This is a genomic window from Agrobacterium sp. K11, assembly GCF_059429395.1.
Genome location: NZ_JCAHRB010000003.1, coordinates 825,248 through 847,694, shown reverse-complemented (window position 1 = coordinate 847,694; position 22,447 = coordinate 825,248). Strand labels below are relative to the sequence as shown.

The window sequence follows — 22,447 nt, the reverse complement described above, 5'->3', positions numbered from 1 at the left end:
AGTCACGCGATTATGCGGACTTCTTGTCGTCCTTGATTTCCTCATAGTCGGCGTCGACGACGTCGTCCTTGCCGCCTTCTCCGTTAGCGCCGGCTTCAGCCTGCTGCGCTTCGTAGATGGCCTGACCGAGCTTCATGGAAACTTCCATGAGGGTCTGGGTCTTTGCCTGAATGTCGTCGGCATCCGGTTCGGAAGCCTCAACGGCCGTCTTCAGGCTGGCAATGGCGTCTTCGATGGCCTTGCGGTCGGTTTCGGAAACCTTGTCGCCATATTCCTTCACCGATTTCTCGGTGGAGTGAACGAGGCTTTCGGCTTGGTTCTTGGCTTCCACACCCGCACGACGCTTCTTGTCGGCTTCGGCGTTGGCTTCAGCGTCCTTGACCATCTTCTCGATGTCGGCGTCGGAAAGACCACCGGAAGCCTGGATACGGATCTGCTGTTCCTTGCCGGTGCCCTTGTCTTTCGCCGAAACCTGCACGATGCCGTTGGCGTCGATATCGAAGGTCACTTCGATCTGCGGAACGCCGCGGGGTGCCGGCGGCAGGCCGACGAGGTCGAACTGGCCGAGCAGCTTGTTATCCTGTGCCATTTCGCGCTCGCCCTGCGAGACACGGATCGTCACAGCCGACTGGCTGTCTTCGGCGGTCGAGAAGGTCTGGCTCTTCTTCGTCGGGATCGTCGTGTTGCGATCGATCAGACGGGTGAAGACGCCACCCAGCGTTTCGATGCCGAGCGACAGCGGCGTCACGTCGAGAAGCAGAACGTCCTTGACGTCGCCCTGCAGAACGCCGGCCTGAATGGCGGCGCCCATGGCAACCACTTCATCAGGGTTCACGCCCTTGTGCGGCTCCTTGCCGAACAGCTGCTTGACGACTTCCTGCACCTTCGGCATGCGGCTCATGCCACCAACGAGAACGACTTCGTCGATCTCGGCAGCGGTAACGCCGGCATCCTTGAGGGCAGCCTTGCAAGGGGCGACGGTGCGCTGCACCAGATCGTCCACCAGGCTTTCGAACTTGGCGCGGGTCAGCTTCAGCGTCAGGTGCTTCGGACCGGAAGCATCAGCCGTGATGAACGGCAGGTTGATTTCGGTCTGCTGCGAGGACGAAAGTTCGATCTTGGCCTTTTCGGCAGCTTCCTTGAGGCGCTGCAGAGCGAGCTTGTCGTTCTTCAGGTCGATGCCCTGATCCTTCTTGAACTCGCCGGCCAGATATTCGACCAGACGCATGTCGAAGTCTTCACCGCCGAGGAAGGTATCGCCGTTGGTGGACTTCACTTCGAAAACGCCGTCGCCGATTTCCAGAACGGAAATATCGAAGGTGCCGCCGCCAAGGTCGTAAACGGCGATGGTCTTGCCGTCCTTCTTGTCGAGGCCGTAAGCGAGGGCTGCCGCGGTCGGCTCGTTGATGATGCGCAGGACGTCCAGACCGGCGATGCGGCCGGCATCCTTGGTTGCCTGGCGCTGGGCGTCGTTGAAGTATGCCGGAACAGTGATGACGGCCTTCTCGACCTTTTCGCCGAGGTAGGATTCAGCCGTTTCCTTCATCTTCTGAAGGATCATCGCGGAAATCTGCGAAGGGGAATAGTTCTTGTCCTGAGCCTTCACCCATGCGTCGCCATTGTCGCCCTTGACGATTTCGAAGGGAACGAGAGCCTTGTCCTTTTCGACGGTCGGGTCTTCATAACGGCGACCGATGAGGCGCTTGACCGCAAACAGGGTGTTGGTCGGGTTGGTGACCGCCTGGCGCTTGGCCGGCTGGCCGACAAGGCGTTCGCCATCGTCGGAAAATGCCACCATGGATGGCGTAGTGCGCGCGCCTTCCGCGTTTTCAATAACTTTCGTGTCCTTGCCGTCCATCACTGCAACGCAGGAATTGGTTGTGCCAAGGTCGATACCGATTACTTTTGCCATGCTCTTCTCTCCTTGAAGCGAGCTGTCGGAACCCCGTGAGGCATTCCATGGACAACTCCTTGACTTGGATTTGCAGTATTCGCTGCTGTTATGCGGCGTATATAAGGAGCGATTTTTCCTGCTGCAAGGCGCAAGAGAGGGTGAAGCGCTGCAAAAAAGCGGATGAAACCCCTGTCTGTGCAGAAGCATAGCCATCAAGGCTTGCAGAAGGGCAAAAACGTGACTTTGACTGCCACGGTCATGCCGATGCGGAGGCGCGTTTATAAAGTCATTGAGGTGAGGTGAAATGGCGGACAGGGTGGGATTCGAACCCACGGTACGCTTTCACGCACACACGCGTTCCAGGCGTGCGCCTTAAACCACTCGGCCACCTGTCCTTTTTTCAAATCTGCATGTTTTGAGGAATGCAAATCACTGGAACGGCGCGATATATACCGATGAATTCGCTGGGATCAACACGAATCTGACAGTTTTTTGAATTGTCGGCAATTTCCTGCCTTCCGATGCGATTGCAAACCGGTTTTCCCGCCTTTATCGATGCAATATATCTTTCAAAACATGGCTGTCGAAACGACGAGCCGCAACCGAGGTATCCTGATGAAAGCTTTTTTGCGGTTTTTGAGCTTTCTTCTTCTCATTGCAGCTGTTTTTCTTGGCGTACTCGATTCGATCCGCTCGGTTTCCACATCCTCGGTCAATATCACCGGCATCCTGTCCGTCTGGAACTATCTTCTTCCTGCCTCGCGCACCATGGTGGAAACGGCCTTGGCTCACTATATTCACCCTGAAGCGTGGCGCTTCATTGAAAATGCCCTGTCGGGACTGCCGGCATTTGCTTTTTTCCTCGCGCTATCCCTGCTTTGCTGGATGGCCGGTTACAGGAAGCGCAAAGTGATGAGGCGTTCGTCAGTCTGAATTTATCAACTGACAGCGCGCGCGCCCCGCAGATGTGAACCCTGAGAAGCGGCATAATCGGCCGCACGGAGGACCGAATGTTCCTGTTCGATACGCTTTCAAAAAAGACGACGATGCCGACCGAAGAGACGGCTTTGCCCGGCCGTGAAGAGGCGCTTGCCGTGCCCGAGACCCATTTCGTCAATGGCCGGCCCTTGAAGGGGCCTTATCCCGATGGTTTGGAAATCATCTATCTGGGTATGGGTTGCTTCTGGGGTGCGGAGCGCCTGTTCTGGCAGACACCGGGTGTGTGGGTGACGGCGGTGGGTTATGCCGGCGGCTTTACCCGCAATCCCACCTATCAGGAGACGACGACGGGCCAGACGGGCCACGCCGAAGTGGTCAAGGTCGTCTACGATCCGGCCGTCATCTCGCTGTCAGGCCTGCTTAAGATATTCTTCGAGGAGCATGATCCGACGCAAGGGATGCGGCAGGGCAACGACGTCGGCACGACCTATCGTTCCGCCATCTATGCCAATACCGAAGGCCAGTTGCAGCAGGCGCAGAAGGCGCACGACGCTTTTCAGCAGGCTTTGGACGAGGCGGGGCATGGCCGCGCCATCACCACCGAAATTGGACCGCTTGAAACATTTTATTACGCGGAAGACTATCACCAGCAATATCTTGCCAAGAATCCGGGCGGCTACTGCGGGCTCAGGGGAACCGGCGTAAGCTGCAATATCGACTAGATTTTTTGCACGTTGCCCAGGTGGAAAGACCAAAAAAACGCCAGAATAAAGTTTTTCCACCGGGTCAAAAAAACCGGATGAATTTTTCATTGAGCCATGCAAGGATATGAGCCAAGCACAGCCGGGATAACGGCTGGCGGTTCCGCAGACATTCCCGGTCAACGGGTTTGCGGGAGGACCCTTAAAATATCAATTGCAACAACAGGGCTGCACAATGAAAAAATCCCTTCTGACGCTTTTTGCGCTCGCCGCCATGTCGGCTTCCGCGCTTGCTGCCGATATCAAGCCGGCATTGGTTTATGGTACGGGCGGCAAGTTCGACAAGTCGTTCAACGAAGCCGCCGCGGCTGGCGCTGAGAAGTTCAAGGCAGAAACGGGCATCGAGTTCCGCGATTTTGAACCGACCAGCGATACGCAGGGCGAGCAGGCTATCCGCAACTTCGCCAGCAAGGGCTTTAACCCGGTTGTTGCCGTGTCCTTCGCCTGGACGTCGGCCATGGAAAAGGTTGCAGCCGAATTCCCTGACACCAAGTTCGTCATCGTCGATTCCGTCGTCGAACTGCCGAATGTCCGCTCGGTCGTCTACAAGGAGCACGAAGGCTCTTATCTCGTCGGTCTTCTGGCAGGCATGGCCTCCAAGACCGGTAAGGTCGGCTTCATCGGCGGCATGGATATTCCGCTTATCCGTAAATTCGCCTGTGGTTATGCGCAGGGCGCCAAGGCTGCCAACGACAAGATCGAAGTCTTCCAGAACATGACCGGCACCACGGGTGCGGCTTGGAATGATCCGGTGCGCGGTGGCGAACTGACCAAGAACCAGATCGACCAGGGCGCTGACGTGATCTACGCGGCAGCCGGTGCGACCGGTATCGGCGTGTTGCAGACCGCTGCCGACAACAAGAAATTCTCGATCGGCGTCGATTCCAACCAGAACCACCTGCACCCCGGCTCGGTTCTGACCTCGATGGTCAAGCGCGTCGATCTGGCTGTCTACAACGCCTACAAGGATGCCAAGGACGACAAGTTCACCCCCGGCATCGTTGCTCTCGGCGTCAAGGAAGACGGCGTTGCCTATGCTCTCGATGACAACAACAAGGCCCTGATCACGCCGGAAATGACCGCCGCCGTGGACAAGGCGAAGGCCGACATCATTGCCGGCACCATCAAGGTTCATGACTATATGGCGGACAATTCCTGCCCGAAATGATATGATATGTGTCTGGGGCGCATGGTGATTTTTCACCTTGCGCCCTTTTCATATCCAGCCTTCGGAGAGGTTTCGGTTTGAGTATGGACCCAGCAATCGAACTCGTGGGCATCGATAAAAAATTCGGTGCCGTTCACGCCAATAAGAATATCAACCTGACCGTTGCCAAGGGTACGATCCACGGCATCATCGGGGAAAACGGTGCCGGAAAATCGACCCTGATGTCGATCCTCTACGGTTTTTACCAGGCTGATGCCGGTGAAATCCGGGTAAACGGCGCGCCGGTATCGATCCGCGACAGCCAGGCTGCGATCAGTGCTGGCATCGGCATGGTCCATCAGCATTTCATGCTGGTGGAAAATTTCACCGTGCTGGAAAACGTCATGCTGGGCGCGGAAGGCGGCGCATCGCTTGCCAAGGGCAGGGCGGCTGCGCGCAAGGAGTTGAAGCGCCTTGAAGACGACTACGGGCTGGAAGTCGATCCGGATGCTGTGATCGAGGAACTGCCGGTCGGCCTGCAACAGCGCGTCGAAATCCTGAAAGCCATGTATCGTGGCGCCGAAATCCTGATCCTCGATGAGCCGACCGGCGTTCTCACGCCTGCGGAAGCCGATCATCTTTTCAAGATCCTCGGTGTCCTGCGTGAGCAGGGCAAAACCGTCATCCTCATCACCCACAAGCTGCGCGAGATCATGGCGATCACGGATTCCGTCTCCGTCATGCGCCGCGGCGAAATGGTGGCGACCCGCAAAACCTCCGAAACCAGCGTTGAGGAACTGGCCGAACTGATGGTCGGCCGTCGCGTGCTGCTACGGGTGGAAAAAGGCGAGACGACGCCGGGCGAGGTTCTCCTTTCCATCCGTAATCTGACCGTCAAGGACAGCCGCGGCGTCACCATGGTCGACGATGTCTCGCTGGATGTCCGCGCCGGTGAAATCGTCGGCATCGCCGGTGTGGCCGGCAATGGCCAGTCTGAGCTCCTCGAAGCGATCGCAGGCATCCGCAAGCCTTACTCGGGCGAGATATGGGTGGCCGGGCAGAAGGTTGATCGGCCCGATCCGTCCATTCTGCGCGAACTCGGTCTCGCACATATTCCGGAAGACCGGCACCATATGGGGCTGGTGCTGAAATTCGAGGAATATGAAAATTCCATCCTCGGCTATCACCATGACGAGCGATACGGCAAAGGCCCTTTCCTCAACCCCGAGGCCATCCGCAAGGATGCGGTCGAAAAGATCGAGAAATACGATATTCGCCCGCCGAACCCGCAGCTGAAGACCGCCAATTTTTCCGGCGGCAACCAGCAGAAGATCGTCGTTGCCCGCGAAATCGAGCGTGACCCCAAGATGCTGATCATCGGCCAGCCGACCCGCGGTGTGGATATCGGCGCCATCGAATTCATCCATCGCCGCATCATCGAAATGCGCGATGCCGGCAAGGCGATCTTGCTGGTTTCGGTCGAACTCGATGAAATCCGTTCCCTTTCGGACCGGATCATGGTCATGTTCGCCGGGCGTGTCGTTGGAGAAAAAACGGCGGAAGCCGAAGAACAGACGCTGGGCCTGATGATGGCCGGCATCGCCGCATGAGGCATGAATGAGCACCGCTTCCGTACCCCTGCCAAACTGGATCACCTACGGCCTCCTGCCGTTTTTAAATGTAGTTACCGCATTTCTGATTTCCGGCCTCGTCGTCTGGTCGATCGGTGAAAATCCGCTCGCGGCGCTTCGCCTGCTCATCGAAGGTGCGTTAGGTCGTGGCGATGCCATCGGCTTCACGCTGTTTTATACGACGAGTTTCATCTTCACCGGCCTCTCTGTGGCGGTCGCCTTCCATGCCGGTCTGTTCAACATCGGTTCTGAAGGCCAGGCCTATATTGGCGGACTGGGCGCGGCGCTGGTGGCGCTGGCGCTCGACCGTTATGTGCCGTGGTATGTGACGATGCCCTTCGCCATCATCGGCGCTGCGGTTTTCGGCGCGGCCTGGGCGTTTATTCCGGCATGGCTGCAGGCAAAACGCGGTAGCCACGTCGTCATAACCACTATCATGTTCAACTTCATCGCTGCGGCGTTGATGGTCTATCTGCTGGTGAACGTGCTGATCGTGCCGGGCAAGATGGCGCCGGAAACGCGCACCTTTCTGCCGGGTGGGCAATTGCCGAAGCTCGACTGGCTGATGGCGCTGTTCGGCCTGAAGCTCGGGCCGGCGCCGTTCAACGTCTCCTTCATCATCGCACTGGTCATGTGTTTTCTCGTCTGGGTGCTGATCTGGCGCACCAAGCTCGGTTATGAGATGCGCACGCTCGGCGTCAGCCCCTCGGCCGCCGTCTATGCCGGCATTCCCTATGCGCGCACCGTCATCATTGCCATGCTCATTTCCGGCGGTTTGGCAGGTATGATGGCGCTGAACCCGGTCATGGGGGCTTCCGCCCGCTTGCAGGTGGAATTTGTCGGCGGTGCGGGTTTCGTCGGCATCGCCGTGTCTCTGATGGGGCGAAGCCACCCGCTCGGCATCCTGTTTTCGGCGCTGCTGTTCGGCATTCTCTATCAGGGTGGTGCAGACCTCTCTTTCGAGATGCCGAATATTACCCGTGAGATGATCGTCGTCATCCAGGGTCTGGTTATCCTGTTTGCCGGCGCGCTCGAATACATGTACCGGCCGGCGATCGTCCGCATCTACCAGCGCTTGGCAAAGGGGTGAGCTGATATGGATTTCTTCGATATGCTGGTCAGCATTCTCGGCTCGACCGTCCGTCTCACCATCCCGCTTCTGTTCACGGCGCTTGCCGGGCTGTTTTCCGAACGCGCGGGCGTGTTCGATATCGGCCTTGAAGGCAAGATGCTGGCGGCAGCCTTTGCTTCGGCTTGTGTCGCCTATCTCACCGCAAATCCTTGGGCCGGCCTGCTTGCGGGCATTGCCGTCTCCATCCTGTTTTCGCTGATCCACGGCTTTGCCGTCATCACAAATCGCGGCAACCAGATCGTTTCGGGCGTGGCGCTCAACTTCATTGCCGCCGGTCTGACGGTGGTTCTGGGGCAGGCGTGGTTCGGGCAGGGCGGGCGCACGCCGCAATTGCCGGGCGAAGGCCGTTTCGCACCGATCATCCTGCCCGGTGCGGATGCGATGCGCGAAGTGCCTTTCATCGGCCCGCTCTACGCCAATGTCATTTCCGGCAACAACATCCTGACCTATCTCGCCTTTCTGGCGGTGCCGCTGTCCTGGTGGGTGCTTTACCGCACCCGTTTCGGCCTTCGCCTGCGCGCGGTGGGTGAAAATCCGGGCGCGGTCGATACGGCGGGCATTTCGGTGACATGGATGCGTTACCGCGCCGTCATCGTTGCCGGCTTCCTCTGCGGTTTTTCGGGCGCCTATCTCGCCGTTGCGCAATCGGCGGCCTTCATCGCCAACATGTCGGCCGGTAAGGGCTATATTGCACTCGCGGCGCTGATCTTCGCGAAATGGAAGCCGGTGCCGGTCATGTTCGCATGCCTGCTCTTCGGTTTCCTGGATGCTTTCGCCAACTTCATGCAGGGCAAATCCGTGCCGGGTATCGGTGAAGTGCCGGTGCAGATTTTCCAGGCCATGCCCTACATTCTGACCTGCATCCTGCTTGCCGGTTTCATCGGCGTCGCCAAGCCCCCTAAGGCCGGTGGCGTTGCCTATGCGAAGGAGCGTTAAATCCATGTCCCGTGAACCAATGTCCCATCAGTTGTTCGAGGCAGCGGTGGAGGCCATGGCCTTTGCCCATGCGCCCTATTCGAAATTCCCTGTCGGTGCGGCAATCCGCGCTGAAGACGGTAAGATCTACAAGGGCGCCAATATCGAGAACCTCTCCTTCCCTCAAGGCTGGTGCGCCGAGCCTTCGGCCATCAGCGCCATGATCATGGGTGGAGCAAAGAAGATAAGCGAGATCGCCGTCATCGCGGAAAAGCTTGCTCTTTGCCCGCCCTGCGGCGGCTGCCGGCAGAAGATCGCCGAATTCGCCTCGCCAGACACCAAGGTCTATCTCTGTGACGAAACCGGTGTTCAGAAGGTCATGACCATGGATGAACTTTTGCCATTCAGCTTCAAGACCGAGCTGCCCTGATGCCGGATACGCTGATCGATATTCTGGTGGAGCGTCTGAATGGCCTGATGCCGCGCATCGCCATCGTGCTGGGCTCAGGCCTGGGGTCGCTGGTGGACGAGGTCAGCGATGCGATCCGCGTGCCCTACACCGAACTTCCCGGTTTCCCTGCAAGCGGCGTTTCTGGCCATGCGGGCGAGTTGGTGGCCGGATATCTCGGTGGCGAGCCGGTGATGATGCTGTCCGGCCGGGTGCACTATTACGAAAAAGGCGATCCGGCCGCCATGCGCGCGGTCATTGAGGCGCTCGCCGGTCTTGGCGTGCAGTCGCTCATCCTCACCAATTCTGCAGGCTCGGTCAGGCAGGACATACCGCCCGGCTCGGTCATGCAGATCACCGATCATATCAATTATTCCGGCATGAACCCGCTGATTGGCGAAGAGAGCGACAACCGCTTCGTCGGCATGACCACGGCTTATGATCCGGACCTGATGCTCGCGATGCGTAATGCCGCGATCCGCGCGACGGTGCCCTTGTTCGGCGGCGTCTATATGTGGTTTTCCGGCCCGAGCTTCGAAACGCCGGCGGAAATCCGCATGGCGCGGCTGCTGGGTGCGGATGCCGTCGGCATGTCCACCGTGCCGGAAGTCATCCTCGCCCGCTTTTTCGGGATGCGCGTTGCCGCCGCATCGGTTATTACCAATTACGGTGCCGGCATGACTGGCGCTGAACTGAGCCATGAGGAAACCAAGGACATGGCTCCGGTAGGCGGCAAGAGGCTTGCCGCCATCTTGAAAGAAATGATCGCAGGAGGAGCGTGACCATGGAACTCCAGCGTCCGCGCGAAGCGGCTGCCCTGACACTATCCTTGCTGGACCTGACCAACCTCAAGGAAGACTGCACGCCCGAGCAGATTGCTGCTTTGTGCCAGAGGGCTCATACCGAATACGGCAATACCGCCGCGATCTGCATCTGGCCGCGTTTCGTCGCGCAGGCGCGTGCCGCTTTCGGAAAAGACCATGCGATCCGTATCGCCACGGTCGTCAATTTTCCTTCGGGCGATCTGGATGTTGCGACCGTGGTGGCGGAGACCGAGGCAGCTATCCGCGACGGTGCCGACGAAATCGATCTGGTCATCCCCTATCGTAAGTTCATAGCAGGCGATGAAACGGCTGTTTCCGAGATGGTGGCTGCCGTACGCAAGGTCTGCGTCGCACCCGTTCTTCTCAAGGTCATTCTCGAAACCGGCGAGCTGAAGGACAAGGCTCTCATTCGTCGTGCTTCCGAACTCGCCATTGCCGAAGGGGCCGATTTCATCAAGACCTCAACAGGCAAGGTCGCCATCAACGCCACGCTGGAAGCCGCCGATATCATGTTGCAGGCGATCCGCGACAGCAGGCAGAAGGTGGGCTTCAAGCCTGCCGGCGGTGTCGGCACGGTGGAAGACGCCACGCTTTATCTGCGGCTGGCGGAAACAATCATGGCGCCCGACTGGGCCATGCCGTCCACGTTCCGCTTCGGCGCTTCCGGCGTTCTCGATGATGTCCTGAACGTGCTGGCCGGTGGCGAACCGGCCAAGGCCGCCAGCGGGTATTGAGCTTGATCCCGCAGGAAATCATCCGCCGCAAACGTGATGGCCTGTCTCTTGCGCCGCAGGAGATTGCCGCTTTTATCGAGGCGCTGTCCAAGGACGGCATATCGGAAGGCCAGGCAGCTGCTTTTGCCATGGCGGTGTTTTTCCGGGGTATGAACCGCGACGAGATGGTGGCGCTGACACTCGCCATGCGCGACAGCGGCGATGTCCTGTCCTGGAACGATATTGGCAGGACGGTGGCGGACAAGCACTCGACCGGCGGCGTCGGCGACAATGTCTCCCTGATGCTCGCCCCGATCGTTGCCGCCTGCGGTCTTGCCGTGCCGATGATTTCCGGCAGGGGCCTTGGCCATACCGGCGGCACGCTCGACAAGCTGGAAGCGATCCCCGGTTACGATGTGATGCCGGACGAAGCCCTGTTCCGCCAGACGGTCAAGACGGTAGGCTGTGCCATCATCGGCCAGACGGGCGATCTCGCCCCCGCAGACAAGCGCCTCTATGCTATCAGGGACGTGACCGCGACGGTGGATTCCATCCCGTTGATCACCGCCTCCATTCTGTCGAAGAAGCTTGCGGCCGGACTTCAGACGCTGGTTCTGGATGTGAAGGTCGGCAACGGCGCTTTCATGCAGAGTGTGGAGGATGCCCGTAATCTCGCCGTCGCGCTGGTCGATGTGGCAAATGGCGCAGGCTTGCCGACGACGGCTCTTATAACCGACATGAACCAGCCGCTTGGCGATGCCGCAGGCAATGCGGTCGAAATCGTCAATTGCCTGGACTTTCTGGCTGGCCGCAAGGCGGGAACGCGTCTCGAAAAGGTGGTTCTTGCCTTTGCTGCGGAAATGCTGGTGCAAGCGGGCAGCGCGGCCACTCTGGATGAAGGCGAGGCGCTGGCTGAGGCCGCCCTTTCCTCCGGGCGTGCCATGGAAGTCTTTGCGAAAATGGTCGCAGCACTTGGCGGGCCTGCGGACTTTGTCGATCATCCATCGCGTTACCTGCCATCGGCGCCGGTCATTCTCCCGGTTTCGGCTGAGCGCAGCGGCTGGCTGGCATCCTGTGCTACGCGCGATCTCGGCATGGTCGTTGTCGAGCTTGGCGGCGGCAGAAGAATGCCGTCAGACAAGATCGACCCCTCGGTCGGGATCTCCGATATCCTGCCGCTTGGCACAAAAGTGGAAAAAGGCGAACCAATCGCCTGCGTCCATGCGGCCTCTAAGCAAGAAGCGGAACTTGCCGTCAAAAGGATTACGGCCTGCTATGGGGTTGCTGACACTGCGATGGAAACCAGCACTGTGGTCCTCGAGCGAATTACCTGACCAGCCTCATTTCGCCACCCGATACCTTGAATGACGATAGTTGTTTCAGGAAGCTCATGCCAACAAGCATGTTGCTCAACGCATTATCTTTCAGCACCATGGCGTCGACATTCTGAACGCGGATCGTGCCGATTTCCACCCGGTCGAGCTTCAGATAGGCCGCCATGGTCTGGCCGTTGGCGGTTGAGATCGGATATTTGAAATCGAGGCTGTTGACGCCGAAACCGAGCCGCCGGGCGATCGTCTCATTGATGGCAACCATGGAGGCGCCGGTATCGACAAGCCCGTCGAAAGATTTGCCGTTGATACGGAAGGCGGCGTTGAAGTGGCCGCGTGCGTCCGCTTTCAGATTGACGCCACCAAGCGAAACGGGTTCCGGTTTGACGGCTTCCGATTTGACTTCGGCTTTTTCCACCTTGGCTTCCGGGCGCGGCTGAAATTTTTCCACCAGCGCCGGAATCTGCGTGGCGCTGACCGAAAGACCGATAAGCAGAAAAATCGTACGCGCCAGCAAGTCGTCGCTCCTGAGAAGGCAGGGTTATCCCTATGCAGAATAGACGCAAAACATGCTGAAATCTTAAAAGAAAAAGCCATTCGTCGCTTGTTGGTCGGCGAATGGCTCAAACGGTTAAGCGATGATGAACGGTGTTATTTCGTGCCGTACATGCGGTCGCCGGCATCGCCGAGGCCGGGAACGATATAACCCTTTTCATTCAGTTGCTTGTCGATTGCGGCAGTATAGATCGGCACGTCGGGATGCGCTTCACGGAAATTCTTGATGCCTTCGGGTGCAGCCAGCAGACACAGGAAGCGGATGTTCTTCGCGCCCCGCTCCTTCAGCTTTTCAACCGCAGCGATGGAGGAATTGCCGGTCGCCAGCATTGGATCGACGACGATGATAAGGCGGGCATCGAGGCTTTCAGGAGCCTTGAAGTAATATTCGACCGCCTCCAGCGTATCGTGATCGCGATACACGCCGATATGCGCAACACGCGCCGAAGGCACGAGCTCGAGCATGCCTTCCAGAAGGCCGTTGCCGGCACGCAGGATGGAGGCGAAAACCAGCTTCTTGCCCTCCAGCACCGGAGCCTCGATGGTTTCGAGCGGCGTATCGATGGTTTCCATCGTCATTTCAAGGTCGCGCGTCACTTCATAGCAGAGCAGCGTCGAGATTTCCCTGAGCAGGCGGCGGAAGCCGGCTGTCGAGGTTTCCTTCTTGCGCATGATGGTAAGTTTGTGCCGCACCAGCGGATGTTCGATGACTGTGACGCCGTCCATGAAACTGGCCTTCCTTTTTAATCCTGTGCCCCTGTAATTCACCGAAAGCAGGCTTTTCGCAAGCCTTCTTCGCGGTTTTACCCCGCCAACCGATGCCTAGTGGCTATCGAGTTTCGCAAGCAGCCGGGCGCGTGTGACTTCATCCACAAAGGCGCTTTCCAGTGCGGTTCGGGTCATGCGGTTGATCTCGGCATCGCTGAAACCGAAAGCATCCGCAGCCAGCGCATATTCACGGGCAAGCGAGGTAAAGAAGAATGGCGGATCGTCGGAACTGATGCAGACGCGCACCCCGGCATCGCGCAACGCCCTCAGCGGATGGCTGCCGAAATCGGGATAAACGTTGAGCGCGATATTTGATCCGGGGCAGACCTCAAGCACTGTTCCCGCCTCAACCAGCCGGGCGACGAGAGCGGCGTCTTCGATGGCGCGCACGCCATGGCCGATGCGCGACGGCTTCACGAGATCGAGCGCATCGACGACGCTTTCCGGTCCGCAGACCTCGCCCGCATGGATGGTCAGCCCAAGGCCGGCATCGCGGGCAATGTCGAAGGCGCGTGCATAATCGGCGACGCGGCCCATGCGCTCCTCGCCCGCCATGTTGAAACCGGTCACCAGCGGGTGTTTCGTCCGTGCTGCATATTCAGCCGCCGCGATGACCCGTTCAGGACCGAAATGCCGCTCGCCGGTCACGATGATGCGGGTTTCGATACCGGTCTTTTCTTTCGCGATCCGGATGCCCTCGGCGATACCGGAGAGATAGGCGTCAGCGCCGAGCCCGATGCGGTCGCCATGATCGGGCGAGATGATGAGCTCGCTATAGATCGTATTGGCCTCGGCAAGTTCGGTCAGATAGGTTTGCGTCAGAACCGCATAGTCCTCATCGGTCTTGAACACCTGCGCCACCGCATCGTAGCACTGGATGAATTGCGCAAAATCCGACCAGACGTACTGGCCGTCGCGCAGAAAGCTGCTGGTGTCTATGCCGTATTTCTCAGCCTGTTTTGCGACGAGGGCAGGGGGTGCCGCACCTTCCAGGTGGCAGTGAATTTCCGCTTTCAGCAAATGCGATGTCAAATGAAGCTCCTGCCGTGCGAACCGGCCTCGATACCTAGATGGTGGGCGATGCTTTCGCCGATGTCGGCGTAGCTTGAACGAATGCCGACATCGCGTGAGCGGATGCCAGGCCCGAATGCCATGATCGGCACTCTTTCCCGCGTATGGTCCGTGCCCCGCCATGTGGGATCGCAACCATGGTCAGCGGTAAGAATGGCGATGTCGCCCGGCGCCATTTTGCGATGGATTTCCGGAATGCGCGCATCGAAGGCTTCAAGCGCCGCCGCATAACCGGCAACATCGCGGCGATGGCCGTAGAGCATGTCGAAATCGACGAAATTGGTGAAGACAAGATCGCCGTTTTCGGCTTCGTCAATAGCGTGCAGCGTTGCATCCATCAGGGCGCTGTTGCCATTTGCCTTGATGATGCGCGACACACCCTTGTGAGCATAGATATCGCCAATCTTGCCGATCGCGTGCACTTTCCTGCCAGCCTCCACAAGGCGGTCGAGCAACGTCGGTTCGGGCGGCGGAACGGAGAAATCGCGGCGGTTGCCGGTGCGTTCGAAGGTTGCTACCGTCTCGCCGATGAAGGGACGGGCAATGACACGGCCGATATTCAGCGGATCGAGCAGCTTGCGCACCGTCTCGCAGAGCGTGACGAGCCGCTGCAATCCGAAATGGGCCTCGTGCGCGGCGATCTGGAACACGGAATCGGATGAGGTGTAGCAGATCGGCTTGCCGCTCCTGATATGCTCTTCGCCAAACTCCGCGATGATCTCGGTGCCGGAAGCGTGGCAATTGCCGAGAATGCCTGGAATATCCGCTTGCGTGCAGATGGCTTCCACCAGTTCGGGAGAAAAGGCGTCGCCTTCTGTCGGGAAGTAGCCCCAGTCGAAGGTGACGGGCGTGCCCGCGATCTCCCAATGGCCTGAGGGCGTATCCTTGCCCTTCGATATTTCGCTGGCGGAGCCATGCAGGCCGAAAATACGTTCCGGCGGCTCCATGCCGGCGGGAATGTCGCCGCTTGCTTGTCGTGCAATCTCCAGAAGACCAAGCGAAGACATGTTGGGCAGCTTCAGCGGACCCGCCCGAAGGCCCGGCCTGTCGGCAGCACCTGCCGCACAGAATTCGGCGATATGACCGAGCGTATTGGCGCCGAGGTCGCCATAATGCTCCGCGTCAGGCGCACCGCCGACACCGAAGGAATCCAGAACGAGAAGAAATGCTCTTGCCATAACTCACCGAAACGAAAATGCGCCGACGGGCAATGTCAGGCCGAACTGTCGTTATAGATCAGCAAAACGTGAAGAAGGAAGTGATTTTATGAACCATCCGGTAAAACCGGCTGTTCAATCCTCTTCCCGTTTCGATTTCGGCGCGTTGAGATTGCGCAGCACGTACCATCCAGCGGCAATTACCATGGCCGCCAGAATATACCATGTGATGGCGTAGGACAGGTGGTTGTTGGGGAAGGTGAGCATGGTCTTGCCGCCGACCGGTAGGCCACCCGGATTGGGCGTCGCATCGGCATCGACATAAAAGGGCGCCACGCCGGAAAGGCCGGATGCCTGCGATATCTGCGGGATATTGCGGGAGTACCAGCGCCGATTTGCCGGATCGTTGGTTCGAAGGAAAAGCCCGCCGGTTTCTGGCGCGCGCATCAGCCCGACGATCTCGACCTGCCCGGTTGGTTCCCCTTCGCGGCGCGAGGATGGATCGCGTTTGTCGGAAGGCACGAAGCCACGATTGACGATGATATTCGATCCGTCATCGCGTCTCAGCGGCGTCATCACCCAGTAGCCGGGCCCGAGATCGCTGACCGTATAGACCTGGACCTCCTTGTCGTTGAGGAAGGTGCCGGACAGTTTCACGCGGCGATATTCATACTCTGCGGGATCGGCAAGGGCCGGCCATTCGCGGGCTGCCGGTGCATCCACAGGTGCGGCATGGGCGCGAGCTTCGACGCGTTCGATGAGATCGAGCTTCCAGAAGAGGCGTTGAACCTGCCATGTTCCAAGCGCCAGCAGGAAGCCTGTCAGTACAATAGTCAGAAGCAGCACGACGATTGCTGCGGGGCGGACGCGTCGCGTGTGCGGGGCGGTTGTCGACGGATCGGTCATGGTTTCACAGTCCTTGCAAGGCCATGCGGTTTGCTGCGGCAACACTGTCGGCTGTCGGCATCCGGGTCTTCCAGCAAATAACCCCATAAATCGCGCCGACGATTCATGGGGTTATGCGCTGCGGGGTCGTGTGCTGGCGCAGAAAGCGGCCTGCCGGAAATCCGGCAGGCCGTTGATCTATGGCTGCTCAGGGCAGATTTTTCACATCCTCGATGTGCAGCGGCATCATGTTCTTGTTCATGTTGTACATGACCCAGAGTGAGCCGGAGAGCGTGATCAGCAGCACCACGACGGTGAAGATCAGCGCCATGAAGGTCCAGCCGCCTTCGGACTTGGTGTCCATGTGCAGGAAGTAGATCATGTGCACGAAGATCTGGATGACGCCGAGACCCATGATCGCGATGACCAGCAGCGTCTTGTTTTCAAGAACGTCGCCCATGACCAGCCAGAACGGGATCGCCGTCAGGATGACCGACAGGACGAAGCCGATCATGTAGCTTTTGAACGTACCGTGGCTGGCGCCATCATGGTGATGATGGTCGTCGCCATGCGCGTCGTGGTGTGCGTGTGCTTCGGAACTCATCAAAGAACTCCCATGAGATAAACGAAGGAGAAGACGCCGATCCAGATGACGTCAAGGAAGTGCCAGAACATCGATAGGCACATCAGGCGACGCTTGTTTGCGGCGATCAGACCATGCTTTGCGACCTGGAACATCAGTGTGACGAGCCAGATCACGCCGAAGGTGACGTGCAGACCGTGCGTTCCAACCAGCGCGAAGAAGGCGGAAAGGAACGCTGAACGCTGTGGACCTGCACCTTCTTCGATCAGGTGATGGAACTCGTAAAGTTCCACGGCGAGGAAGGCGAGACCGAAGAGACCGGTGATGCCGAGCCAGATCAGCGTTGTCTTCACCTTCTGCTTTTCCATTTCCAGCATGGCGAAGCCATAGGTGATGGAAGAGAAAAGCAGGAAGGCGGTGTTGATCGCCACAAGCTTCAGATCGAACAGATCTGCGCCCGAAGGGCCGGCCGCGTAGTTGCGGCCGACAACGGCATAGGTGGCAAACAGCGTTGCGAAGATGAGGCAGTCGCTCATCAGATAGAGCCAGAAGCCCAGCGAGGTGCCGTTCTCCGGATGGTGGTCTTCTTTCAGGTAGAAGACCGGTGTTTCCGCGCCCGCGGCGCTTTGTGCAGGTGTATGAGCCATATTCGTTACGCCTGTTCCGCAAGCAGCTTCGTACGTTCCGCCTCGACTGTCGAAACATCGGAGGCAGGAATGTAGTATTCGCGGTTGTAGTTGAAGGTATGGGCGATCGAGACCGCGATGATGGCGAGCATGGACAGAGCCGCCAGCCACCAGATGTGCCACACCAATGCAAAGCCAAGCACGACGCTGATGGCGCTGATGATTACGCCCGCACCTGTGTTCTTCGGCATATGGATCGGTATGAAGCCTTCCTTGGGACGGTCGTAACCGCGCTTCTTCATATCCGCCCAGGCGTCGACGTCATGCACAACCGGCGTGAAAGCGAAGTTGTAGGCAGGCGGAGGCGACGAGGTCGACCACTCCAGCGTACGCCCATGATAGGGATCGCCGGTCACGTCACGGAGCTGATCGCGCTTCAAGAAGCTGACGATGAGCTGGATGACGAAGGAAGCGATGCCGAGCGCGATCAGGAAGGCGCCGAAGGCTGCGATCAGGAACCAGATCTGGAGCGAATTGTCTTCGAACTGGCTGATACGGCGGGTCACACCCATCAGGCCGAGAATGTAGAGCGGCATGAAGGCGAAGTAGAAGCCGATGAACCAGAACCAGAAGGACAGCTTGCCCCAGAACGGATCCAGGCGGTAGCCGAAGGCCTTCGGGAACCAGTAGACGATACCCGCAAGCACACCGAACACCACGCCACCGATGATGGTGTTGTGGAAGTGGGCGATGAGGAACAGCGAGTTGTGGAGCACGAAGTCCGCCGGCGGAACAGCGAGAAGAACGCCGGTCATGCCGCCGATGACGAAGGTGATCATGAAACCGATCGTCCACAGCATCGGAACGTCGAACTTGATGCGGCCCTTGTACATGGTGAAGAGCCAGTTGAAGATCTTCGCACCGGTCGGGATCGATATGATCATCGTGGTGATGCCGAAGAAAGCGTTGACGCTTGCGCCGGAACCCATGGTGAAGAAGTGGTGCAGCCAAACGATGTAGGCGAGGATGGTGATGACACCCGTCGCATAGACCATCGAGGCATAACCGAAAAGACGCTTGTTGGAGAAGGTCGAGACGATTTCCGAGAAGACGCCGAAGGCCGGCAGCACCAGGATGTAAACTTCGGGATGGCCCCAGATCCAGATGAGGTTGACATACATCATCGGGTTGCCGCCGAGATCGTTGGTGAAGAAATTCGTGCCAACGTAACGGTCAAGGGTCAGAAGGGCGAGCGTGCCGGTGAGGATCGGGAAGGATGCCACGATCAGGATGTTCGAACACAGCGACGTCCAGACGAAGATCGGCAGGCGCATCATTGTCATGCCAGGTGCGCGCATCTTGATGATCGTGACTATCAGGTTGATACCAGAGAGCGTCGTGCCCACACCGGCGATCTGCAGACCCCAGATGTAATAATCCACACCCACGCCCGGACTTCCGTCGATGCCGGAAAGCGGCGGATAGGCAAGCCAGCCAGTCTGCGCATATTCACCGATGAATAGCGAGATCATGGTGATGACGGCGCCGGCCGTGGTCATCCAGAACGAGAAGTTGTTGAGGAAGGGGAACGAAACGTCGCGGGCGCCGATTTGCAGCGGCACGACGAAGTTCATGAGACCGGTGATCATCGGCATGGCCATGAAGAAGATCATGATGACGCCATGGGCCGTGAAAATCTGGTCGTAATGGTGCGGCGGAAGATAGCCTTCCGATCCGCCGGAGGCGATCGCCTGCTGGACGCGCATCATGATGGCATCTGCGAAACCGCGCAGCAGCATGACGAGTGCCAGAATGATGTACATGATACCGATCTTCTTGTGATCGATGCTCGTGAACCACTCATTCCAGAGATAACCCCACAGCCGGAAATAGGTGAGGGCGCCGACGACGGCGATGCCGCCCAGAGCCACTGCCGCGAAGGTCGCGACGAGAATGGGCTCGTGAAGCGGGATGGACTCCCATGTCAGCTTCCCGAACAGGAATGACGTTTGATCGGAATTGACGATCATTTTTAGCCTCTTGCGATTCTAAGACATAAGATCGGCGCAGCCATTGGCCGCGCCGCATAATGCCGGGACTTATCCGTCAGCCAGCGACTTGTTTCGTTTCCGGCAGCGCCGCGGGTTCGAAAGTCTGTCCTTCGATCGCAGCCGGAGTGGATTGGGGTCCGCTGGCGACACCGTAAGGTGAAAGCGGTGTACAGACGACGGAGTTCAGCGCCTTGGCGATATCGATGCCTTCCTTGCCGCCGCCGCCCTTGGCGTCGATATGCATCATGTCACGCATGCAGAGCTTGTTGGGCTCGACACAGCGGTTGAGGATGGCATCGTAAAGCTGCGGATCGACGGAGGCGAAATATTGCACCGGCTCACGTTCCGAAGGCTTGGCAAAGTCGAGATATTCCTGGCGGCCGAAGCCTTTGCCGCCATCCTTGATCTTCGCAACCCACTGATCGAAGCCTTGCTGGCTGAGACCATGGAACTTGAAGCGCATATGCGAGAAGCCAGGGCCGGAGAAGTTGGCCGAGAAGCCGTCATAAACGCCTTCCTTGTTGATGACCGCGTGCAGCTTGGTCTGCATGCCACCCATGGCGTAGATCTGGCCGGCGAGTGCGGGAACGAAGAACGAATTCATCGCGGTCGTGCCGGTGATCTTGAAGTTGATCGGAACATCGACCGGAGCTGCGAATTCATTGACGCTGCCAATGCCGAGCTCGGGGTAGAAGAACAGCCACTTCCAGTCCATGGCCACCACTTCCACCGTAAGCGGCTTGGTTTCGGCGGTAACCTGACGGTTTTCGTCGATACGCTCCAGCGGGCGGTAGGGGTCGAGACGGTGGGTGGAAATCCAGGTCACCGTGCCTAGCATCAGGATGATGGCGACCGGGGCGGACCAGATCACCATTTCAAGGCGCGTCGAGTGATGCCATTCGGGATCGTAATCCTCGGCCTTCGCCGATTCGCGATACTTCCATGCGAAGAACAGCGTCAGGGCGATAACCGGGACGATGATGAGCAGCATCAGAACCGTGGACGTGATGATGAGGTCGCGCTGCTGGATGGCGACGTCGCCCGAAGGGTTCATCACCACGAGGTTACAGCCGCTAAGCAGCAGCAGTGCGGGGATTGCCAGAAGGGCAGATGTGATTTTCTTGATCATGCGCACGTTCTTTGAACTCGTACAGTTTGGATTATGCCGCGATTAATTGCCGAACATCATTTTTGAAATGAGGTATATTGTCGCGGTGCAGCGAAACCTTCGCGATGCACCATAGGCTTAGCGGAGCCGCGTTTGAAGGCGGAGCGGCTGCATTATCGCATAGGGAGCTTGCGGGGCAAGCCTTTCTTATCAAACTTCAATTGACGTTACGTAGGGTGCGTGTGACAATCCGTCGCATCGTAACGCTAAGGAAGAGGAGCCGGCGCGTTACAGGAAATGGTTCGTCCATGACGCAGGAGGGATATTATGAGTTATACTGATGCTGCTCCATCTTTTGGGCAGGCGCCGGAAGCGAAGGGACATGGGACCGATCCGGTCAAGGTCGATCCGGATCGCATTACAATTGCTGTCATTCTTGCGAGAATGACGGAGTTTTTCGACTTTTTCATCTACGCCATCGCCTCCGCGCTCGTTTTTCCGCATGTCTTCTTTTCCTTCGTCGATCCGCTGACGGCGACGCTTTATTCCTTCGCGGTCTTCTCGCTGGCCTTCATCGCAAGGCCGATCGGTTCATTGATCTTCCTCCAGATCGACCGAAAGTTCGGCCGTGCCGTCAAGCTGATGGCGGCCCTGTTCACGCTTTGCGGTTCCACCATGGCGATCAGCTTTCTTCCGTCCTATGCGGAAGCCGGCATGCTTGCCCCCTGTCTTCTGGCGGTATTCCGTATCGGTCAGGGACTTGGTCTTGGCGGTGCCTGGGATGGTCTTGTCTCGCTCCTCGCCATGAACGCACCGCCGAAGCAGCGCGGCTGGTACGCCATGATGCCGCAAATTGGTGCGGCGATGGGCTTTGGTCTTGCCAGCGCATTCTTCATCGTGTTCGTGACGCAGCTCTCCAGCGCGGAATTCCTGGCCTGGGGCTGGCGTTTCCCGTTCTTCGTTGCACTGGCGCTCAATGTTCTCGCGCTCTTTGCCCGCCTGCGCATGATTGTCACGCCGGAATTCCAGTCCATGCTGGCACAGCATGAGCTGGAGCCGCGCCCCGTGTTCAAGATGCTGCGCTCGCAGTTTCCGGTCGTGCTGACGGGCGCTTTCGTGCCGCTGGCAAGCTTCGCGCTCTTCCATCTTGTCACGGTCTTCCCGCTGAGCTGGGTTTCCCTCAATACCACCCAGCGGGTTTCGGACTTTCTGTTCGTGCAATTCGTCAGCGCCATCATCGCCGGCGGCATGATCGTCGTGTCTGGTATTCTCGCCGACAAAATCGGCCGGCGGAAGCTGCTGGCTTTCGCCGCAGTGCTGATCGGTCTTTTCAGCCTCGTGGCACCGCTCCTGCTGAGTTCGGGCGATATAGGGCGTTATCTTTTCGTCTTGGTCGGCTTTGCATTGCTTGGCCTGTCCTTCGGCCAGGCGGGCGGTGCGCTCGCCTCCCGCTTCAGCCGCGAATACCGTTATACCGGCGCTTCGCTCACCTCGGATATTTCCTGGCTGATCGGCGCTGGTTTTGCACCGCTCGTGGCGCTCGGATTTTCGTCCAAATTCGGACTGTTTGCGGTCGGCATTTACCTGATGTCGGGTGCAGTCTGTACACTGGTCGCACTGTGGTTCAGCCGAACGCTGGACATGCCCTCGGAGTGAGCAGGGCAATATAAACATCTCTGCAGCCATCGCGCCGCGGAATCCTGTCGGATTTCGCGGCGTTTTTGTTTTTTTATTGCGTGGGACCGATTTTAATCTTGACTCGGTCCATCATGAAATATTATGTAAGCAATACTGACGTAATTCAATGTGTCTCACTGCCGGAAATGCCGGCCATCAGGGAACGCAATGCGAACGATGACGATCATTATTTGCGAGAAAGCGGCCAATGCCGCCACGCCGTTTGGCGGC

The 22,447-nt window shown here is 58.4% G+C and carries 21 protein-coding genes, 1 tRNA gene and 1 pseudogene; 12 read left to right on the top strand and 11 right to left on the bottom strand.

Annotation, left to right across the window (positions count from 1 at the left end):
* Positions 1-10 precede the first annotated feature (10 nt).
* Complete coding sequence (gene dnaK, locus AC5SEO_RS09350; protein ID WP_003514373.1) at positions 11-1,912, bottom strand: molecular chaperone DnaK; 1,902 nt, start codon at positions 1,910-1,912, stop codon at positions 11-13.
* Between the two features lie 287 nt (positions 1,913-2,199).
* Positions 2,200-2,289 (bottom strand) — tRNA-Ser (locus AC5SEO_RS09345).
* 220 nt (positions 2,290-2,509) lie between these two features.
* Between AC5SEO_RS09345 and AC5SEO_RS09340 the strand changes: the two genes are divergently transcribed.
* The 10 genes from AC5SEO_RS09340 (at position 2,510) to deoA (ending at position 11,738) form a co-directional block, all read left to right on the top strand.
* Positions 2,510-2,827, top strand: a complete 318-nt coding sequence (locus tag AC5SEO_RS09340; RefSeq protein ID WP_013635245.1) for a hypothetical protein — start codon at positions 2,510-2,512, stop codon at positions 2,825-2,827.
* A gap of 77 nt (positions 2,828-2,904) precedes the next feature.
* The gene (gene msrA / locus AC5SEO_RS09335) at positions 2,905-3,555 is read left to right on the top strand and encodes a peptide-methionine (S)-S-oxide reductase MsrA (RefSeq protein ID WP_019564547.1); all 651 of its coding nucleotides are present in this window, start codon (positions 2,905-2,907) and stop codon (positions 3,553-3,555) included.
* A gap of 214 nt (positions 3,556-3,769) precedes the next feature.
* A complete protein-coding gene (locus AC5SEO_RS09330; protein WP_003514392.1) occupies positions 3,770-4,762 on the top strand; it encodes a BMP family lipoprotein in 993 nt (330 codons plus the stop codon).
* 83 nt (positions 4,763-4,845) lie between these two features.
* Complete coding sequence (locus tag AC5SEO_RS09325; RefSeq protein WP_003514394.1) at positions 4,846-6,351, top strand: ABC transporter ATP-binding protein; 1,506 nt, start codon at positions 4,846-4,848, stop codon at positions 6,349-6,351.
* A gap of 7 nt (positions 6,352-6,358) precedes the next feature.
* Positions 6,359-7,462 (top strand): ABC transporter permease, encoded by a 1,104-nt coding sequence (locus tag AC5SEO_RS09320; RefSeq protein ID WP_003514397.1) that lies wholly within the window; start codon positions 6,359-6,361, stop codon positions 7,460-7,462.
* A 6-nt stretch (positions 7,463-7,468) separates the two neighbouring features.
* Complete coding sequence (locus AC5SEO_RS09315) at positions 7,469-8,440, top strand: ABC transporter permease (RefSeq protein ID WP_003514401.1); 972 nt, start codon at positions 7,469-7,471, stop codon at positions 8,438-8,440.
* A 19-nt stretch (positions 8,441-8,459) separates the two neighbouring features.
* Positions 8,460-8,849: a cytidine deaminase gene (locus tag AC5SEO_RS09310; RefSeq protein WP_019564546.1), complete on the top strand. Its 390-nt coding sequence runs from the start codon at positions 8,460-8,462 to the stop codon at positions 8,847-8,849.
* The gene (locus AC5SEO_RS09305) at positions 8,849-9,649 is read left to right on the top strand and encodes a purine-nucleoside phosphorylase (protein ID WP_013635248.1); all 801 of its coding nucleotides are present in this window, start codon (positions 8,849-8,851) and stop codon (positions 9,647-9,649) included. The genes AC5SEO_RS09310 and AC5SEO_RS09305 overlap by 1 nt, the downstream gene beginning before the upstream one ends.
* A 2-nt stretch (positions 9,650-9,651) precedes the next feature.
* The gene (deoC, locus tag AC5SEO_RS09300; protein ID WP_003514408.1) at positions 9,652-10,425 is read left to right on the top strand and encodes a deoxyribose-phosphate aldolase; all 774 of its coding nucleotides are present in this window, start codon (positions 9,652-9,654) and stop codon (positions 10,423-10,425) included.
* Positions 10,422-11,738 (top strand): thymidine phosphorylase, encoded by a 1,317-nt coding sequence (gene deoA / locus AC5SEO_RS09295; RefSeq protein WP_174067934.1) that lies wholly within the window; start codon positions 10,422-10,424, stop codon positions 11,736-11,738. Before deoC ends, deoA begins: the two co-directional genes overlap by 4 nt.
* Here the strand turns inward: deoA and AC5SEO_RS09290 are convergent.
* From AC5SEO_RS09290 to AC5SEO_RS09270, 5 genes are all read right to left on the bottom strand, one after another.
* On the bottom strand, positions 11,731-12,252 hold the full coding sequence (locus AC5SEO_RS09290; RefSeq protein WP_013635250.1) for a TIGR02281 family clan AA aspartic protease: 522 nt from the start codon (positions 12,250-12,252) through the stop codon (positions 11,731-11,733). The two genes, deoA and AC5SEO_RS09290, sit on opposite strands and share 8 nt — an antisense overlap.
* 134 nt (positions 12,253-12,386) lie before the next feature.
* The gene (gene upp / locus AC5SEO_RS09285) at positions 12,387-13,016 is read right to left on the bottom strand and encodes a uracil phosphoribosyltransferase (protein WP_003493096.1); all 630 of its coding nucleotides are present in this window, start codon (positions 13,014-13,016) and stop codon (positions 12,387-12,389) included.
* 96 nt (positions 13,017-13,112) lie between these two features.
* A complete protein-coding gene (locus AC5SEO_RS09280) occupies positions 13,113-14,090 on the bottom strand; it encodes an adenosine deaminase (RefSeq protein WP_013635251.1) in 978 nt (325 codons plus the stop codon).
* Complete coding sequence (locus AC5SEO_RS09275) at positions 14,087-15,307, bottom strand: phosphopentomutase (protein WP_174067935.1); 1,221 nt, start codon at positions 15,305-15,307, stop codon at positions 14,087-14,089. The genes AC5SEO_RS09280 and AC5SEO_RS09275 overlap by 4 nt, the downstream gene beginning before the upstream one ends.
* 114 nt (positions 15,308-15,421) lie before the next feature.
* Positions 15,422-16,192 (bottom strand): SURF1 family protein, encoded by a 771-nt coding sequence (locus AC5SEO_RS09270; protein WP_174067936.1) that lies wholly within the window; start codon positions 16,190-16,192, stop codon positions 15,422-15,424.
* A gap of 90 nt (positions 16,193-16,282) precedes the next feature.
* On the opposite strand from AC5SEO_RS09270, the pseudogene AC5SEO_RS09265 reads away from it, so the two are divergent.
* Positions 16,283-16,444, top strand: a pseudogene (locus AC5SEO_RS09265) (twin-arginine translocation signal domain-containing protein); the annotation flags it as partial.
* Here AC5SEO_RS09265 and cyoD read toward each other — a convergent pair.
* From cyoD to cyoA, 4 genes are all read right to left on the bottom strand, one after another.
* Positions 16,380-16,775, bottom strand: a complete 396-nt coding sequence (cyoD, locus tag AC5SEO_RS09260; protein ID WP_003514416.1) for a cytochrome o ubiquinol oxidase subunit IV — start codon at positions 16,773-16,775, stop codon at positions 16,380-16,382. The pseudogene AC5SEO_RS09265 and the gene cyoD sit on opposite strands and share 65 nt — an antisense overlap.
* Positions 16,775-17,401 carry a cytochrome o ubiquinol oxidase subunit III gene (gene cyoC, locus AC5SEO_RS09255; protein WP_003514417.1) on the bottom strand — a complete coding sequence of 209 codons (627 nt, stop codon included), beginning with the start codon at positions 17,399-17,401 and terminating at the stop codon, positions 16,775-16,777. The genes cyoD and cyoC overlap by 1 nt, the downstream gene beginning before the upstream one ends.
* Positions 17,402-17,406: 5 nt before the next feature.
* Positions 17,407-19,410, bottom strand: coding sequence for a cytochrome o ubiquinol oxidase subunit I (cyoB, locus tag AC5SEO_RS09250; protein WP_003514419.1), 2,004 nt, complete (start codon positions 19,408-19,410; stop codon positions 17,407-17,409).
* Positions 19,411-19,486: 76 nt separating this feature from the next.
* Positions 19,487-20,560 carry a ubiquinol oxidase subunit II gene (gene cyoA, locus AC5SEO_RS09245; RefSeq protein WP_003514421.1) on the bottom strand — a complete coding sequence of 358 codons (1,074 nt, stop codon included), beginning with the start codon at positions 20,558-20,560 and terminating at the stop codon, positions 19,487-19,489.
* 306 nt (positions 20,561-20,866) lie between these two features.
* On the opposite strand from cyoA, the gene AC5SEO_RS09240 reads away from it, so the two are divergent.
* Positions 20,867-22,195 (top strand): MFS transporter, encoded by a 1,329-nt coding sequence (locus tag AC5SEO_RS09240; RefSeq protein ID WP_003514422.1) that lies wholly within the window; start codon positions 20,867-20,869, stop codon positions 22,193-22,195.
* Positions 22,196-22,447: the final 252 nt, after the last annotated feature.